The sequence below is a fragment of the Streptomyces sp. NBC_01275 genome, from assembly GCF_026340655.1.
In the GTDB taxonomy this organism is placed as follows: Bacteria; Actinomycetota; Actinomycetes; order Streptomycetales; family Streptomycetaceae; genus Streptomyces.
In genome coordinates, this window is sequence record NZ_JAPEOZ010000001.1 from 8,574,865 (window position 1) to 8,590,486 (window position 15,622).

Annotated in this window: 15 protein-coding genes; 8 read left to right on the forward strand and 7 right to left on the reverse strand. The window is 74.0% G+C overall.

The features are described 5' to 3' along the window. Position 1: 1 nt before the first annotated feature. Both OG562_RS37660 and OG562_RS37665 read left to right on the forward strand, forming a co-directional pair. Complete coding sequence (locus OG562_RS37660) at positions 2-958, forward strand: TIGR03564 family F420-dependent LLM class oxidoreductase (RefSeq protein ID WP_266406066.1); 957 nt, start codon at positions 2-4, stop codon at positions 956-958. Further along, the gene (locus OG562_RS37665) at positions 955-2,016 is read left to right on the forward strand and encodes a CaiB/BaiF CoA-transferase family protein (protein WP_266406067.1); all 1,062 of its coding nucleotides are present in this window, start codon (positions 955-957) and stop codon (positions 2,014-2,016) included. The genes OG562_RS37660 and OG562_RS37665 overlap by 4 nt, the downstream gene beginning before the upstream one ends. 148 nt (positions 2,017-2,164) lie before the next feature. Here OG562_RS37665 and OG562_RS37670 read toward each other — a convergent pair whose 3' ends face one another. Next, complete coding sequence (locus OG562_RS37670) at positions 2,165-2,932, reverse strand: SDR family NAD(P)-dependent oxidoreductase (protein WP_266406069.1); 768 nt, start codon at positions 2,930-2,932, stop codon at positions 2,165-2,167. A gap of 140 nt (positions 2,933-3,072) precedes the next feature. Here OG562_RS37670 and OG562_RS37675 point away from each other — a divergent pair, with 140 nt between their 5' ends. From OG562_RS37675 to OG562_RS37685, 3 genes are read left to right on the forward strand one after another with little or no spacing between them, the layout of a single operon-like run. Next, a complete protein-coding gene (locus OG562_RS37675) occupies positions 3,073-3,624 on the forward strand; it encodes a TetR/AcrR family transcriptional regulator (protein ID WP_266406071.1) in 552 nt (183 codons plus the stop codon). Between the two features lie 55 nt (positions 3,625-3,679). Then, positions 3,680-5,005 carry an acyl-CoA dehydrogenase family protein gene (locus OG562_RS37680; protein WP_266406074.1) on the forward strand — a complete coding sequence of 442 codons (1,326 nt, stop codon included), beginning with the start codon at positions 3,680-3,682 and terminating at the stop codon, positions 5,003-5,005. Further along, positions 5,002-6,054 carry a phosphotransferase family protein gene (locus OG562_RS37685; protein ID WP_266406076.1) on the forward strand — a complete coding sequence of 351 codons (1,053 nt, stop codon included), beginning with the start codon at positions 5,002-5,004 and terminating at the stop codon, positions 6,052-6,054. The genes OG562_RS37680 and OG562_RS37685 overlap by 4 nt, the downstream gene beginning before the upstream one ends. A gap of 23 nt (positions 6,055-6,077) precedes the next feature. Here OG562_RS37685 and OG562_RS37690 read toward each other — a convergent pair whose 3' ends face one another. Then, a complete protein-coding gene (locus OG562_RS37690; RefSeq protein ID WP_266406078.1) occupies positions 6,078-6,845 on the reverse strand; it encodes an SDR family oxidoreductase in 768 nt (255 codons plus the stop codon). Between the two features lie 54 nt (positions 6,846-6,899). Between OG562_RS37690 and OG562_RS37695 the strand changes: the two genes are divergently transcribed. Together OG562_RS37695 and OG562_RS37700 are read left to right on the forward strand one after the other, a co-directional pair. Then, a complete protein-coding gene (locus tag OG562_RS37695) occupies positions 6,900-8,333 on the forward strand; it encodes a class I adenylate-forming enzyme family protein (protein WP_266406079.1) in 1,434 nt (477 codons plus the stop codon). Then, entirely contained in the window at positions 8,326-9,519 is a 1,194-nt protein-coding gene (locus OG562_RS37700) for a thiolase family protein (protein WP_266406081.1), read from the forward strand. Before OG562_RS37695 ends, OG562_RS37700 begins: the two co-directional genes overlap by 8 nt. Positions 9,520-9,586: 67 nt before the next feature. Here the strand turns inward: OG562_RS37700 and OG562_RS37705 are convergent, their stop codons facing one another. The 5 genes from OG562_RS37705 to OG562_RS37725 all read right to left on the reverse strand — a co-directional run bounded on the left by OG562_RS37705 (position 9,587) and on the right by OG562_RS37725 (position 13,346). Continuing rightward, entirely contained in the window at positions 9,587-10,408 is an 822-nt protein-coding gene (locus OG562_RS37705) for an acyl-CoA thioesterase II (protein WP_266406083.1), read from the reverse strand. Between the two features lie 10 nt (positions 10,409-10,418). Continuing rightward, complete coding sequence (locus OG562_RS37710) at positions 10,419-11,201, reverse strand: acyl-CoA dehydrogenase family protein (protein WP_266406084.1); 783 nt, start codon at positions 11,199-11,201, stop codon at positions 10,419-10,421. Between the two features lie 6 nt (positions 11,202-11,207). Next, complete coding sequence (locus OG562_RS37715; RefSeq protein WP_266406085.1) at positions 11,208-12,368, reverse strand: acyl-CoA dehydrogenase family protein; 1,161 nt, start codon at positions 12,366-12,368, stop codon at positions 11,208-11,210. After that, positions 12,365-12,775 carry a nuclear transport factor 2 family protein gene (locus tag OG562_RS37720; protein WP_266406086.1) on the reverse strand — a complete coding sequence of 137 codons (411 nt, stop codon included), beginning with the start codon at positions 12,773-12,775 and terminating at the stop codon, positions 12,365-12,367. Before OG562_RS37720 ends, OG562_RS37715 begins: the two co-directional genes overlap by 4 nt. Before the next feature lie 142 nt (positions 12,776-12,917). Beyond that, a complete protein-coding gene (locus tag OG562_RS37725; RefSeq protein ID WP_266409730.1) occupies positions 12,918-13,346 on the reverse strand; it encodes a pyridoxamine 5'-phosphate oxidase family protein in 429 nt (142 codons plus the stop codon). 167 nt (positions 13,347-13,513) lie between these two features. Here OG562_RS37725 and OG562_RS37730 point away from each other — a divergent pair, with 167 nt between their 5' ends. Next, positions 13,514-15,622: an ABC transporter permease gene (locus OG562_RS37730; RefSeq protein ID WP_266406087.1), complete on the forward strand. Its 2,109-nt coding sequence runs from the start codon at positions 13,514-13,516 to the stop codon at positions 15,620-15,622.

Genomic DNA, 15,622 nt, shown 5'->3' on the forward strand with positions numbered 1-15,622 from the left:
CATGCGAGTCGGAGTGATGAGCGGCCCCGAGCGGGGCGACGCCGCGCACAAGGCGGCGCGCATGGTCGACGACGCCCGCTGGGCCGAGGAGGCGGGCTTCGACACGGTGTGGGTGCCGCAGGTGCCCACCGACTTCGACGCCCTGACCGCCGTATCGCTGATGGGACAGGCCACCTCACGCATCGAGCTGGGCACGGCGGTCGTCCCCGTGCACGCCCAGCACCCCGTCGCGCTGGCCCGCCAGGCCCTGTCCGCCCACGCGGCGGCGGGCGGACGGCTCGCGCTCGGCGTCGGCGCCTCCCACCACTGGATCGTGCGCGACATGCTCGGCATCCCGTACGAGAAGCCGGCCGCCTACACCCGCGCCTATCTGGACGTGCTCGACGAGGCGGTGAGCGGGGCGAGTTCGGTGGACGTCGAGAACGAGGTCTTCCAGGTGCACAACCCGCTGACGCTCGCGCCCGTCGCCCCGCTGCCCGTGCTGATCGCGGCCCTGGGCCCGGTGATGCTGCGGATCGCGGGGGAGCGGACCGACGGCACGATCCTGTGGATGGCGGACGAGCGGACGGTCGCCGACCACGTCGTCCCGGCCATCACCAAGGCCGCCGAGTCGGCCGGCCGGCCCGCCCCGCGCGTCGTCGCGGGCATCCCGGTGTGCCTGTGCTCCCCGCACGAGGTCGACGCCGCCCGCGAACGCGCCAACCGGATCCTCGGCGAGGCCGAGATCTCCCCCAACTACCAGCGACTGCTGGACCGCGGCGACGCCCGCGACGTCGGCGACCTGTGCGCGGCCGGCGACGAGGCGGCCATCGCGGCCCGCTTCCGGCGGTTCGCGGACGCGGGGGTGACCGACCTGTCGGTACGCCTGCTGCCCCTCGGCAGCGGACGGGAGGAACTGGTCGCCTCCAAACTCCGCACCCGCGACGCGGTGGCCGCGCTCGCGGCGGAGCTCCGGTGAGCGGCCCGCTGGCAGGCCCGCTGGCAGGCCCGCTGGCCGGACTGCGGATCCTGGAGGTCGGCCACATCCTCGCCGGGCCCTACGCCACCATGCTCCTGGCCGACCTGGGCGCGCAGGTCACCAAGGTCGAGCCGCCCGGCGGCGACCTCTCCCGGCAGGTCTCCGACGCGTACTTCGCCAGCCTCAACCGCGGCAAGCGCTCGGTCCGCGTCGACCTCGCGACACCGGCGGGGCAGGACCGGCTGCACACCCTGGTCGGGGAGGCGGACGCCCTCCTGGTCAACCTCAAGCCCTCCGCCGTCCACCGCCTCGGCCTCACCTACGAGGCCCTGCGCCCCTGGAACGAACGGCTCGTCTGCGTGGTCCTGACGGGCTGGGGCATGGCCGAGGGCGACGCCCCCGCCTTCGACTACGTGGTCCAGGCGGCCACCGGCATCGCCGCCCTGACCGGCGACCCGGACGGCCCGCCCCTGCTGCCCGGCTACTCCTCCGCCGACAACTCGGCCGGTCTCGCCGCCGCCCTCGGCCTGCTCGCCCAGGTGGTCTCCGGCCGGGGCGGCCAGCTCGAGGTGTCCCTGCGGGACGTCATGCTCTCCCAGCTCAACTACCACGCCGCCGCCTGGCTGAACGACGGCACGGCCCCCCGCCGCCTCGGCGGCGCCCACGCCCACTACGTGCCCGCCCAGCTCTTCCCCACGGCCGAGGGTCACCTGGCGCTCTTCATCACCCACGACACGTTCTGGCGCGCGTTCGCCGCCGAGGCGGGCATCGAGGGCTATCCGACGATGGCCGAGCGCGCGGCCCGCCGCGAGGAGGTCGTCGCGGCGGTGACGAAGGCGCTGGCCGCGGACACGGCGACCGGCTGGGAGACCCGTCTACGATCCCTGAGGGTCCCGGCGGCCGCCGTGCGCACCCTCCCCGAAGCCCTCGCGGCCGCCCCGGACGCGGTGGTCGAGGCGGGCGGCCGCCGCCTGGTCGCCGGCCCCTTCCGCGTCCCGGGCTTCGCACCGTCGTTCGGCCCGCCGCCGGACCTGGGCGAGCACGGCGACTTCGTCTGACCCTCCCCTGGTTCTGACCGGGCCGGGGTCCACGGCATTCCGCGGTCTTCGGCATTCCGCGGTCTTCGGCGTTCCGGGGTCTTCGGCGTTCCGGGGTCTTCGGCATTCCGGGGTCTACGGCATTCCGGGGCTCACGGCATTCCGGGGACTAAGGCATGCCGCCGTCCACCCGCAGCGTGGCCCCGCTGGTGTACGACGAGGCGTCCGAGAGCAGATACAGCGCCGCGCCCACGATCTCCTCCGGGTCGCCGATGCGCTCCAGGGCGTGCGGGCGGACGCCCTCGGCGAGCTGCTCCGGGGCGTCCTGCCAGCCCTGGGTCGCCCAGGTGGCGAACGGTCCGCACATCAGCGTGTTCACGCGCACCGTCGGGCCGAGCGCCTTGGCCAGCCCGACCGTCACCGCGTTGAGCCCGGCCTTCGCCGCCGCGTACGGCACGATCGCCGGGCGGGGCCGGATCGAGCCGGTCGAGCTGACGTTGACGATCGTGCCGCCGCCGGCCGCCGCCATCCGGGCGCCCGCGAGGACCGACAGCCGGAACGGCCCCTTGAGGTTGAGGCCCACCACCGCGTCGAACATCTTCTCCGTCACCGTCGTCAGATCGTCGTAGACCGGCGACATCCCCGCGTTGTTGACGAGCGCGTCCAGCCGTCCGAAGCGCTCGTACACGGCGTCCACCAGGCCGGGCAGCTCGTCCCAGCGGCCCACGTGGACGGCGTGCGGGAGGGCGGTGCGGCCGGTCTCCTTCTCGATCTCCCGGCATACGTCCGCACAGGCGTCGTACCGCCGGCTGGCCACCACCACGTCCGCCCCGCAGCGGGCGGCGCCGAACGCCGTCGCCCGCCCCAGCCCCCGGCTCCCGCCGGTGATCACCACGACCCGGCCCGTGAGGTCGAACAGCTCGTCCGCGTAACCCATCGACGCCTCCTGGAGCGTTCTCTCGAATGAGAGTAAGGTTCTCGGTTGTGCAGAATAGCATTCTGAAGGGTGCCGGCCGAGAGGGCGGCGGAGAGGGCGGTCCCGGGGGCGGTCGGGAGGGGGTCGAGACCGAGGCCCTCATGGACGCAGGGCTCGCGCTGATGGCCGAGGGCGGCGGACGCCGGCCCCGGGTGGCCGACATCGTCGCCGCCGCGGGGCTGTCCAACGACGCGTTCTACCGCTGCTTCGGCGGCAAGGACGCCCTGGTCGAGGCCATCGTCGCGCGCGGCGCCCGGGCGGTCGTCGGCTACGTCCGTCACCGCATCGCACGGGCCGCGGGCGAGGGCCCGGAGGCGCAGCTCAGGGCCGGTCTCGCGGCCGTCGTCCGGCAGGCGTCGGACGCCGAACTGGCCCTGCAGACCCGGGCCGTCCTCGCCAACGCGACCGGCGCGGCGCCGCACGCCGGGCACGTCAACGTCGCCCTCGTCGACGCGCTGGCCGCCCTGTTCGCCCAGCCCGCCGCCGAGTTGGGGGCCGGCGACCCGCTGCGGGCGGCCCGGACCGCCGCCGGCGCGGTCGTCGCCGCGTTGCAGTACTGGCTGTTCACCGAGGAGGTGCCGGGGGCGGCAGAGGTCGAGCACCTGGTGGGCTTCCTGCTCGCCGGGGTGCGGGCGCCCGATCCCCGGCGCTAGACGCGAGAATGTCATTCTGTTAATTTCAGAACGCGATTCTGATGAAGGGTGCGTCATGTGGGATTTCAGTACCGACGACGCGTTCCAGGAGAAGCTCGACTGGGCCGCGAAGCTCGTCCGCGAGGAGATAGAACCGCTGGACGTGCTGTTTCCGGGCAACGCCGATCCCTACGACCGGCAGAGCGAGGTCTTCCGCGAGGTCGTCCGGCCGCTCCAGCGGCGGGTGCGTGAGCAGGGGCTGTGGGCCGCCCATCTGCCGCCGTCGCTCGGCGGCATGGGCATGGGACAGGTCGGTCTCGGTCTGCTCAACGAGATTCTGGGCAGGTCGAGTTGGGCGCCGATGGTGTTCGGCACCCAGGCCCCGGACTCCGGCAACGCGGAGATCCTCGCCCACTACGCCACCGGGGAACAGCGCAAGGAGTACCTCGAACCGCTGCTCGACGGGCGGATCGTGTCCACGTTCGCGATGACCGAGCCGACCGGCGGCGCGGACCCCGGAGGCTTCACCTGCCGCGCCGTGCGCGACGGCGAGGAGTGGGTGATCGACGGCGAGAAGTGGTTCGCCTCCAACTACCCGCTGGCCGCCTTCGTCATCGCGATGGTGGTCACCGACCCGGACGTGCCCGTCCATCAGGGCGCCTCGATGATCCTTATCCCCGCCGGGACCCCCGGCATGGAGATGGTGCGCGGCACGGGCATGGCCGGCGAGCCGCTCGGCGAGGGCGTGCACGCCTACCTCCGCTTCACCGGCTGCCGCGTCCCCGCCGAGAACCTCCTCGGCGAGCCCGGCTCCGGCTTCCTCATCGCCCAGACCCGCCTCGGCGGCGGCCGGCTGCACCACGCGATGCGCTCCGTCGGCCAGTGCCGGCGCGCGCTGGAGATGATGACCGAGCGCATCGCCTCCCGCCGCACCCGCGGCGGCGCACTCGCCGACCAGCAGGCGGTCCGCCACCAACTCGCCGACACCTGGGTCCAGATCGAGCAGTTCCGGCTCCAGGTCCTGCACGCCGCCTGGCACATGGACAGGGCCAACCGCACCGGCGACCGCGCCGACGCCCGTCGCGCCCGGCTGCACGTCTCCGGCGTGAAGGTCGCCACCCCCAAGGTGCTGGTCGACGTCGCCTACCGCGCCCTGCACCTGCACGGCGCGCTGGGCGTCTCCAACGAGCTGCCGCTGGCCAAGATGTGGAACTCCGGCCCCACCCTCGGCGTCGCCGACGGCCCCACCGAGGCCCACCAGGACGTCGTGGCCCGGCTGCTGCTCAAGGACGCCGAACCTGCCGAGGACACGTTCTTCGGCTCCACGCACCTGCCCACCCGGCTGGCCGCGGCCCGCGCCCAGTACGCGGACCGCCTCACGCAGACGGCGGTGACCTGGTGACCGCGCCCGAGCTCGACACGGCGGCCGACCTCGCCCGCCTCAACGCCTGGCCCGGCCTCGCCGACCTGCCCGGCGACGGTCCCGTCACCGCCCTGGAGCCGCTCACCGGCGGCGCCCAGAACCTCCTGTTCACCCTCCGCCGCGCCGAGGGCGCCGACCTCGTCCTGCGCCGCCCCGGCCGCCATCTGCGCTCCGGCGCCTCGGACGCCTTCCGCCGGGAGAGCCGGGTGCTCGCCGCCCTCGCCGACACCGACGTACCGCACCCCCGGCTGCGGGCGAGCGTGCTCGACGAGGACGTGCTCGGCGCTCCCTTCTCGGTGCTGGAGAAGATCGAGGGCTTCACCCCGCGCGGGCGGCTCCCCGGCGCGTACGCCGAGGACGCGGCCTGGCGGCGCACGGTCTCCTTCGCCCTCGTCGACGGCGCCGCGAAGCTCGCCGCCGTGGACCCGTCCCGGCACGGCCTGGCCGACCTGGGCCGGCCGGAGGGCTGGCTGGAGCGTCAGACGCCCAAGTACCTGAAGCTGCTGCACGGTTACCGCGAAGACCCCGCCTACCGGGAGGGCGAGTCACCGGAGGTGGACCGGGTCGCCGACTGGCTCGCCGCGCACACCCCGAAGACCGGCGCGACCGGGATCGTCCACGGCGACCTGCAGTTCGCCAACGTCATGTTCGCCCACGACGCCCCGCGCCTCGCCGCGATCGTCGACTGGGAGATGGCCTCCCTCGGCGACCCCCTCCTGGACCTGGCGTGGATCCTCACCGCCTGGCGCGAGAAGGGCGACCCGCCCGGCAGCGACCCCCAGTTCCAGCCCTGGGACGGCGTGCCCGGCCGGGCCGAACTCGTCGCGTACTACGGCGAGTCGACCGGCCGGGACGTCTCGGGCTTCCGCTGGTACCAGGTCCTGGCCTGCTTCCGCCTCGCCGCACTCCTGGAGGGCAGCTACGCCCGCGCCCTCGCCGGGAAGATGAACCGCAGGCTCGGCGAGGGGCTGCACGCCTACGCGGGCTGGCTGTGGGCCAAGGCGCGGCAGGAGATGGACCGAGACTGACCGCCCCGTGACCGGGAGCGGTGCTACTTGGGCGGGAACCTCAACGCGCCGTCCAGCCGGATCACTTCACCGTTGAGGTAGTCGTTCTCGCACAGATGCTGGACCAGGGCCGCGTACTCCTGCGGGCGTCCCATCCTCCGTGGGTGGGGCACCTGCGGCCCCCAGTACGCCTCCAGCTGGTCGCCGGCCTTCCCGTACGCGGGGGTGAGGATCGTGCCGGGGGCCACGGAGACGACCCGGATGCCGAGCGGGGACAGATCGCGGGCGGCGACCAGCGTCATCGCCGTCACCCCGCCCTTGGCCGCCGCGTACGGCAGCTGGCCGATCTGCCCCTCGTACCCGGCGATGGACGACGTGGTGACGACCACACCGCGCCCGCCGTCCGGGCCCTGGGGCGTGGTGCGGGCGAGGGCGGCGGCGGCCAGCCGCAGCACGTTGAACACACCGGTGAGATACACGTCGATCGTGGTGCGGAAGCCGTCGAGGGCCATGGCCGAGCCGTCCTTGCCGACGAGCCGGCCGCCGCTCGCCGGGCCTCCGTGACAGTCCACCGCGATCCGGAACTCGCCCGATCCCTCGGCCTCCTGGACCGCGGCCGTGACCGAGTCCTCGTCCGTGGCGTCGGTGCGCACATAGCGCACGCCGAGCTCCGCCTCCAGCGCCTTGCCCTTCTCGTCGGCCAGGTCGGCCACCACGACCCGGGCCCCCGCCGCGTGCAGCCGCCGTACCGTCGCCTCGCCGAGCCCGCCCGCGCCGCCGACCACCAGGGCCGTGGAACCTGTGATGAGCAAGGTGATTCCCCTCTCTTGCGAGTCAGTCTCTGAGTGTATGAGAATGACGTTCTCATGAACATAGCCGTGATCCTGGAAATGGCCGCCTCCGCCGGAGACCGGCCGGCCGTCACCGAGGGCCGCCGGTCGCTCTCCGCCGCCGGAATCCAGCGCCTCGCGCACCACGCGGCCGACCGCTTCCGTGACCGCTCGGCGGTCCTGTACCTGGGGACGAACCACCTCGCCTACCCCGTCGCCCTGTTCGGCGCGGCCCTGGCCGGCGTGCCCTTCGTCCCCCTCAACTACCGCCTGGCCCCCGCCCGGGCGGAGGAGCAGATCGCGCGGCATCCGGACGCCCAGATACTGCGCCCCGACGACCTCGACGCCCTCCTCGACCCGCCCGGCGAGCCCGACCGGCGGTCCGCCCCCGACGACCGGGACGCCACCGCCGTCACCCTCTACACCAGCGGCACCACCGCCGCCCCCAAGGCGGCCCTGCTGCGCCACCGTCATCTGCTCGCCTACGTCTTCAACACCCAGGACTTCGGCTCCGCCGACCCCGCGGACGCGACCCTCGTCGCCCTCCCGCCGTACCACGTCGCCGGGCTGATGAACCTGCTCACGAACCTCTACGCGGGCCGCCGCATCGTCTACCAGTCGGCCTTCGAACCGGCGGACTGGCTGCGGACCGTCCGCCGGGAGGGCGTCACGCACGCCATGCTCGTGCCGACCATGCTCGCCCGCGTCACCGCCGAGCTCGGCGACGGCACGGCCGACACGCCGAGCCTGCGCACCCTCGCCTACGGCGGCGCCCGCGCCCCCCGCCCGGTGGTGGAGCGGGCCCTGCGCCAGTTCCCGGACACCGGTTTCGTCAACGCCTACGGCCTCACCGAGACCGCGTCCTCCATCTGTGTGCTCGGCCCCGACGACCACTGGCGGGCGGTGGCCTCCGACGACCCGGCCGTACGGGAGCGGCTCGGCTCGGTCGGCCGGCCCCTGCCCGGGATCACGATCGAGATCCGGGGCGAGGACGGCCGGGTGCTGGACGCGGGCGAGACCGGCCTCGTCTTCGTACGGGGCGAGCAGATCTCCGGCGAGTACGCGGGCGCGAGCGACGCCGGGACCGGGGGCGGCTGGTTCGCCACCCGGGACCGCGGGCGCCTGGACGCCGACGGCTATCTGTTCGTCGAGGGCCGCGCCGACGACACCATCATCCGGGGCGGCGAGAACATCGCCCCGGCCGAGATCGAGGACGTACTCCTCGAACACCCCGGAGTGCGGGAGGCCGCCGTCCTCGGAGTGCCCGACCCGGAGTGGGGGCAGCGGCTGGTCGCCGTGCTGGTGGGGGCGGGCGATCCGGAGGAGATACGGTCCTTCGCCCGGCGGCGCCTGCGCTCGTCCAAGACCCCGGACACCGTCGTCTTCCGCACCGAACTGCCCCGCACCGCCACCGGCAAGCTGCTGCGCCGGACCCTCGTCGCCGAACTGGAAGAGGCCGCCGATGCCTGAAGCCGTGATCGTCGCCGCCCTGCGCACCCCGATCGGCACCGCGTTCAAGGGAACCCTGCGCGACACCAGCGTCTACGACCTCGCCGACCGCATCGTCGGAGCGGTGGGGGAGGGCCTGGATCCGACGCTCGTCGACGACGTCGTCCTCGCCGAGTCGCACCACGGCGGCGGAGTCGTGGCCCGCCACGCGGCGCTCACCGCCGGTCTGCTGCACGTGCCGGGTCTGGCGATGAACCGGCACTGCGCGGCGAGCCTCGCGGCCGTGCAGACCGCCGCCGCCTCGATCCGGGCCGGCATGGACCGGCTGATCCTCGCCGGAGGCGTCAACTCTCTTTCCACCGCACCCACGTCGACCTACCGGGAGCCGGGAGGAGAAGGCTCGGGAGAAGGGGGCCCGGGCGGAGAGGGGGAGGCCGGCCGCTGGGTGCCGCCCACGCACCCCGACCGCCCGGACGCCCCCAACCTCGACATGTCGATCACCGTCGGCTGGAACACGGCCGTGCGGGCCGGCATCGGCCGCGACGAGATGGACGACTGGGCGCTGCGCTCCCACCGCAACGCCGTCCGCGCCCTCGACGAGGGCCGCTTCAAGGACGAGACCGTGCCGCTCGACACCCCGCACGGCCCCTTCGAGGCCGACGAGCACCCGCGCCGCGACACCAGCGCCGCCCGGCTCGCCGCCCTCAAGCCGCTGCACCCGGAGATCGAGGGCTTCTCCATCACGGCGGGCAACGCGAGCGGGGCCAACGACGCGGCGGCCGCCCTGGCCGTCGCCGACGCCGGCCTCGCGCGCGAGCGGCTCGGCCTGCCCGTCCTGGCGACCGTCCGCGCCTGGGCCTCGGTCGCCGCCGACCCGGCGGAGACCGGGCTGACCCCCGTCCAGGCCATCCCCAAGGCGCTGGCGCGGGCCGGGATGACGGTCTCCGACGTGGACCTCTTCGAGATCAACGAGGCGTTCGCCGTGGTCCCCATCGCCGCCGTCCACCGTCTCGGCCTCGACGCCGACACGGTGAACGTCAACGGCAGCGGCTGCTCCCTCGGCCATCCCGTCGCCGCCACCGGAGCCCGCATGCTCGTCACCCTGATCCACGAACTGCGCCGCAGGGGCGGGGGGATCGGCGTGGCGTCGATGTGCGCGGGCGGCGGGATGGGCTCGGCGGTGGTGCTGGAGGTGCCCGCACCCTGAGCGCCGACACTCGGGCCCAGGCGTCGACGCCCAGGCCCAGGCCCAGGCCCAGGCGTCGACGTCAGGCTCAGGTGAAGCGCAGCAACGCCTCCTGCGCATAGGAGGCGACCAGGTCGCCGTTCTCGGTCAGCACGTCGCCGCGCCCGAAGCACCGTCCGTGCGCGGCGACGGGGCTGTGCTGGCGCAGCACCAGCCAGCGCCCCCCGCCCGACCGCCCTTCTCCCGGCGGTCGGTGGAACCACACCGTGTGCGAGGTCACGGCCGAGGCGAAGGCCCGTCCCGAGTCGGTCTGTACGACGCCCTCCACCGGCCGCAGCGCGGTGCCGATCGGCGTGAGGTCGCTGGCGTACGCGAGCAGCGCCGGCGCCAGCGACCGGTGGACCTCGGGCAGCCGCGTCCACAGGGCGAAGACCGGCGGCTCGGCCTTCTCGGTGTCCAGATCGGTCGCGGCCCGTGACTCCCAGGGCAGGAGCGGGAGTTCGACGACGCGCTCCGGGCCGGGAAGAGCGGGCACGGGGTCGACGGTCTGCCGGTCCGGCCCCTCCTCCCACCCGTGCAGACTCGCCTGCGCGACGGCGACGATCCCGTGCCCCTGCCGGGCGGTGAGCCGTACGGCGGCGAACGTACGCCCCTGCTGGAGGACTTCGGTCTCGTAGCGCACCGGCTCCTCGGTGCGGCCCTCCCTCAGGAACTGCGTGTGCAGCGACTTGAGGTCCTTGCCGGGCACCGCGAGCTGGGCGGCGCGGGCGGACTGGGCGAGCAGCTGGCCGCCGAACAGACGGCGGTGGTCGAGCTGTTGGGAGCGGCCCTCGTAGGCGCCCAGGCCCAGCGGGGCGAGGTCGAGGCAGCCGAGCAGGTCGGGCCAGAGGTCGGTGGTCTCGGTGGTCACGGCGGACTCCTCACAGGTCGACGAGACGCGGCGCCCGCCCCTGGTGCAGCAGCAACGCCCCCGCCTCGCGGGTCAGTTCGCGGGCCGAGCCGAGCAGTCCGTCCAGGACCAGGGCCCGGCGGACATGCCGGTGCAGTGCGTGCTCCGCGGTGAATCCGAGGCCGCCCAGGGCCTGTTGGCAGTGCCGGGCGGCGGTGAGGGCGGCCTGCCCCGCAGCGGCCTTCGCCAGCAGCGCCCCGGTGTCGTCCCGGGCCGCGCCGAGGGCCGCCTCGGCCCCCTCCAGGGCCACGTACGTCTCGGCGAGCCGGTGCCGCAACGCCTGGAAGGACGCCAGCGGACGCCCGAACTGCTCCCGGTCCAGGACGTGCCGACGGGCCAGGCCGAGCATCGCGCGGCCCGTGCCCAGCAGCCACCAGCCCACGGCGAGGCGACCGGCGGGCGCCGCCACCGCCGCGCCGGCGGACACCCGCCGCAGCGGCAGCCCGGCGTCCAGCCCACCGCCGTACACCACCGTCCCGCGGCCCCACTCCACCCACTGCCCGCCCGCGTACGGCAGCGGGAGCGTGCCGCCGAGGGGGCGGTCGGCGGCGTGCAGCAGGACGTCGTTGAGGACGGAGGCGTGCGTGCCGCTCTCGCCGAGCAGCCGGAAGACCAGCGGGACGGCGGCAGGCTCCTCGGCGAGCATCTGCGCCCAGCCCAGGTCGGCCAGCGCCGAGTCGAGGGCCGGGCCGCAGGCGCCGGTCATCGTCTTGCGCAGGGTCTCTTCGAGCAGATCGTGTTCGGCCGCGTCCACGGGCGGTCACTCCTTTCCGAGGTCCAGCAGACGGCGGGCGACGATGTTGCGCTGGATCTCGGCGGTGCCGCCGTAGATGGTCGCGGCCCGCGAGTAGAGGTACTCCGTGCGCCAGGGCCCCTCGGCCAGCTCGACCGTGCCCGGCAGCAGGTCGCGGGCCGTGTCGAACAGCCGCTGCTCGGCGCCGGCCAGCAGGATCTTGTCCACGGAGGTCTCCGGGCCGAGCCGGCCGCCCGCGGCGAGGCGGGACTGGGCGGCGGCGGAACGGCAGCGCACGGTGTGCAGACCGAGCCAGGCCGCGCCCAGCGCGTCCGGGTCGCTCTCGCAGCCTTCGGCGAGGAGACGGTCGAGGCGGCTGTAGAGATGGGCGATCCGGTGCCAGAAGCAGGTGGAGCGCTCGTGCGGCAGCAGGTCCATGGCCAGGCGCCAGCCGTCGCCCGGCGCGCCGAGCAGACGGGACGCCGGGACCCGTACGTCGTCGAAGAAGACCTCGGCGAACTCGTCGACGCCGTGCATCGTGCGCAGCGGGCGGACCGTGATGCCGGGGGAGTCCATGTCGACGAAGAACGCGCTGATGCCGGCGTGTCCGGGGCCGCCGGTGCGGGCCAGCAGGACGCAGCGGGCCGCGTACTGGGCGAGGCTCGTCCACACCTTCTGCCCGGTCACCAGCCACTCGCCGCCGTCCTCGCCGAGGACCGCCCGGGTCGACAGGGACGCCAGATCGCTGCCCGAGCCCGGCTCGGAGAAGCCCTGGCACCACTGCTCCTCGCCGCCCAGCAGCCTCGGCGCCATCTCGGCGGCCAGGGCGGGCGGCGCGTAGTCGAGCAGCGTCGGGACCAGCACCTCGACCATCGACCAGATCCCGGGCTCCGCCAGATCGCGGGAGGCGATCTCCTCGCCCAGCACCGCACGCAGCACCCCGCTGCCGCCCAGCCCGCCGACCTCGCGCGGCCAGCCGTACCGCATCCAGCCCGCCTGCCACAACGCCTGCCGCACCCGGCCCAGTTGGGCGACCTGGGCGTCGAGGTCGTGGGTGCTGTCGGTCCTGTCGCTGTCGCCGGGGTCGCCGGGGTCGTGGCCGGTCGGCGGGGTCAGGTCGTGGTCGTCCAGCCAGGCCCGCAGCTCGGCGCGGAACACGTCGGGCCCGGTGAACGGGGACAGCCTCATGAACGGGTGAAGGCGTGCGGCCGCCCCGAGTCGTGGTCGCCGCTGCGCCGGATGAAGGTCATCGCGCGGGTGCGCAGCCGCCAGCCGTCCGCCGTCCGGGCGTAGGTGTCGTTGTAGTAGCCGATGCGCATCTCGTGCTGCGCGTGCTCGACGAAGCACAGCGGCTGGGTGCCGGTGGCCGTGTCGCCCGCCAGCTCGATCGCGGGCGTGCCGACGAGGAACAGGCCCTTGGGCGCGGCGGCGATCAGCGCCGGGAACTCGTCGAGCGGATAGGTGTCGCCGAACGCGCTGTAGTTGCCGTCCGGGGTGAAGACGGCGAGCACCCGGTCCAGATCGCCACGGGTCATGGAGACCGCGTAGCGGGCGAGGAGCTGCTCGATCTCCACCAGGTCGTCGGTGTCGCTCAAGGTTCTCTCCCAAGAGACATGAGGCATGAGGCATGAGGCAAGGGGCAAGGGGCAAGGGGCTTGGGGCTTGGGCAAGGCGCCCAGGACGTGAGAATATAATTCTCGAAAGTGAGTATCACGCTTCCATCTCGTGCCCAGCCCGTCAACGGCGCAGCTTCCCGAAGTCCCAGCTGACCACCTCCTGCGGAACCACCCGCAGCCAGCCGTGCCGCCTGTCGTACCGGAACCGCCCGCCCGCGTACTTCTCCCCGAACAGCCGCTCGGGCTCGAGGAGTTCGTCGCGCGGCTCGCCCGCACGCGGCACCTCCCCGACCACCTCCGCCGGCCCGCGCAGCTCCACCCCGCGCAGCGCCAGGAAGTCGGATCCGCCCTCGTCCACGACCACCGCGACCCGCCCCTGTCGGACCGCGTCCGACCAGCGCCTGCTGCGCACCAGCGAGTTGAGCCACAGAGCGGCCCCGTCCCAGACGAACCACAGCGGGCTGATGTGCGGATGGCCGTCGGACGCCGTGACGGCGACCCGGCAGACCGGCTGCGCGCGCAGGAACTCCTCGATCTCGGCGGCGCTCATCGCGATCTTGCCGCCGCGCTTCTGTCGCCCGTCCTGTCGCCCGTCCTTTCGTTCGTCCTGTCGCCCGTCCTGTCGTTCGTCCTGTCGTTCGTGCTGATTCCCGGCCATGGAACCTCCCTGTGTCCGAATGGTTGATTCTCCAATAAGGAGAAGCTAGTTTCCAGACCATGGATCAGTTCCTGGCCTTCACGGTGGTCGGCCTGAGCACCGCCGCGATCTACGCCGTGATCGGCAGCGGTCTCGTGCTCACCCACACCACGGCCGGCGTCTTCAACTTCGCCCACGGCGCCGCCGGGATGCTCGCCGCCTTCGCCTACTGGCAGTTGGGCGTCGGCTGGGGCCTGCCGGTGCCGCTCGCCCTCGCCGCCGTCCTCCTCGTTCTCGCACCCGCCTTCGGCCTCCTCGTCGAACGGGTGCTGATGCGCCCGGTGCAGGCGCTCGGCGAGGCGGAACGCCTGGTCATGACAGTCGCCCTGCTCACCGGGTGCATCGCGCTCGCCCGCTGGGTCTGGGACCCCAACACCCCCCGCCCCCTCACCCCGTTCTTCGCCGGCCACCCCGCCCTGCGTCTCGGCCCGGCCACCGTGACCTGGCACCAGGCCGTCACCATGGCGGTCGCCCTCGCCGTCGCCGCCGGCCTGTGGTTCCTGCTCCACCGCACCCGCGCCGGCACCGAGATGCGCGCCTCGGTAGACGACCGCGCCCTCGCCGGACTCACCGGCGCCGACCCGCTGCGGGCCGGCCGGCTGGCCTGGGTGCTGGGCATCCAGCTCGCCGCCGTCGGCGGCATCCTCATCGCGCCCACCGTCGCCCTCGACGCCCAGCAGCTCTCCCTGCTCATCGTCAGCGCCTACACCGCCGCCGTCTTCGGCCGGCTGCGCAGTCTGCCGCTGACCTTCCTCGGCGCGATCGTCGTAGGTCTGATGGAGGCCTACCTCGCCGGCTATCTGCCGCAGAACGACTATCTGCCCGGCCTGCGCCTGGCCGCCCCCGCCCTGCTCCTGCTGCTCGCCCTGCTCGCCTTCCCGCACCGCCGGCTGCGCGGCCGCGACCGCCGCCTGATCCCCGTCCCCCGCCCCGGCCGCGGCGGAGCCCTGCTCCTGGCCGGGGGCATCCTCGTCCTCGCCCTGGTCCTGGTCACCGTCTTGTCCGAGGACACGGTCGTCTCCTACGGCGCGATCTTCGCGCTCGGCGTCGTCGCCCTGTCGTACGTCCCGCTCGCCGGGTACGCCGGGCAGGTCTCCCTCTGCCAGCTGTCCATCGCCGGGATCGGCGCGGTGGCCTGGGGGCATCTGGGGGCGCACGGCGAGCTGTGGGCGCTGCCGGCGGCCGTGCTGGTCGCGGCGGCCGTCGGCGCGCTGATCGCACTCCCTGCCCTGCGGCTGTCCGGGATCTATCTCGCCCTGGGCACCGCCGCCTTCGCCGTCGTCCTCGACCGGTGGATCTTCACCCTGCCCGCCTTCGACGTCCTCGGCGTGCGCGTCGCCCTGTTCGACCAGGGATCGGTGTCGGTCACCGGCCCCGACCTGTTCGGACTGCGTCTGACGACCCCGGCCCAGCTGCTCGTCCTGGCCGCCGTCTGCCTCGCCCTCGCCTCGCTCGGCGTGGCCGCGCTGCGCCGGGGCCGGTTCGGCCGCCGGCTGATCGCCCTGCGCGACAGCGAGGCCGCCTACGCCACCCTCGGCGGACGGCTCCTCGGCGCGAAGGTCGCCGTCTTCGCGCTGTCGGCGGGCATCGCGGGCCTGGGCGGCGCTCTGTACGGCATGCAGCTGCAGACCGTCACCGCCGAGCAGTTCAACCTGGTCGCCGGACTGCCGATCTTCCTGATCGCGGTCATCGCCGGACTCGGCTCGGTCGGGGCGGGGCTGTTCGCCGGCGTCGCGTTCGTCGTGCCGACCCATCTGCTGGGCGAACTGGGCGTCTGGGCCCAGGATCTGTCCGCCCTGCTCATCGCCCTCGCCGGCATGGGCCTGGCGCACAGCCCGAGCGGGATCGTCTCCCAGTTCCGCCGCGAATGGGCCCCGCTCGGCCGGGACCCCCTGCTGCTGGGGGCGTCGGGCGCGGTCCTGGCCGGGTGCTGGCTGCTCGCCGCGCTCGGGGCGGCCGACGGGTGGCTGCTCTTCGCCGTCGCCCTGGTGGCGGCCCTGGCTCTGCGGATCCATGCCGCCGCACGTCAAAAGCAGCCCGCCGACCTGGAGTTGGAGTGGTGGGGAGTGCGCCGCCCCTGGCGGCCCGAGGACGGGGAGGCGTTGAGCCGTGCCACTGCTACAGGCTGA

Bases quoted from the DNA above. Each gene is read 5' to 3' on its own strand.
- OG562_RS37660 (WP_266406066.1), top strand. From the start codon at position 2: ATGCGAGTCGGAGTGATGAGCGGCCCCGAGCGGGGCGACGCCGCGCAC.
- OG562_RS37670 (WP_266406069.1), bottom strand. From the start codon at position 2,932: ATGGGTTACGCGGACGAGCTGTTCGACCTCACGGGCCGGGTCGTGGTG.
- OG562_RS37675 (WP_266406071.1), top strand. From the start codon at position 3,073: ATGGACGCAGGGCTCGCGCTGATGGCCGAGGGCGGCGGACGCCGGCCC.
- OG562_RS37680 (WP_266406074.1), top strand. From the start codon at position 3,680: ATGTGGGATTTCAGTACCGACGACGCGTTCCAGGAGAAGCTCGACTGG.
- OG562_RS37695 (WP_266406079.1), top strand. From the start codon at position 6,900: ATGAACATAGCCGTGATCCTGGAAATGGCCGCCTCCGCCGGAGACCGG.
- OG562_RS37700 (WP_266406081.1), top strand. From the start codon at position 8,326: ATGCCTGAAGCCGTGATCGTCGCCGCCCTGCGCACCCCGATCGGCACC.
- OG562_RS37715 (WP_266406085.1), bottom strand. From the start codon at position 12,368: ATGAGGCTGTCCCCGTTCACCGGGCCCGACGTGTTCCGCGCCGAGCTG.
- OG562_RS37725 (WP_266409730.1), bottom strand. From the start codon at position 13,346: ATGAGCGCCGCCGAGATCGAGGAGTTCCTGCGCGCGCAGCCGGTCTGC.
- OG562_RS37730 (WP_266406087.1), top strand. From the start codon at position 13,514: ATGGATCAGTTCCTGGCCTTCACGGTGGTCGGCCTGAGCACCGCCGCG.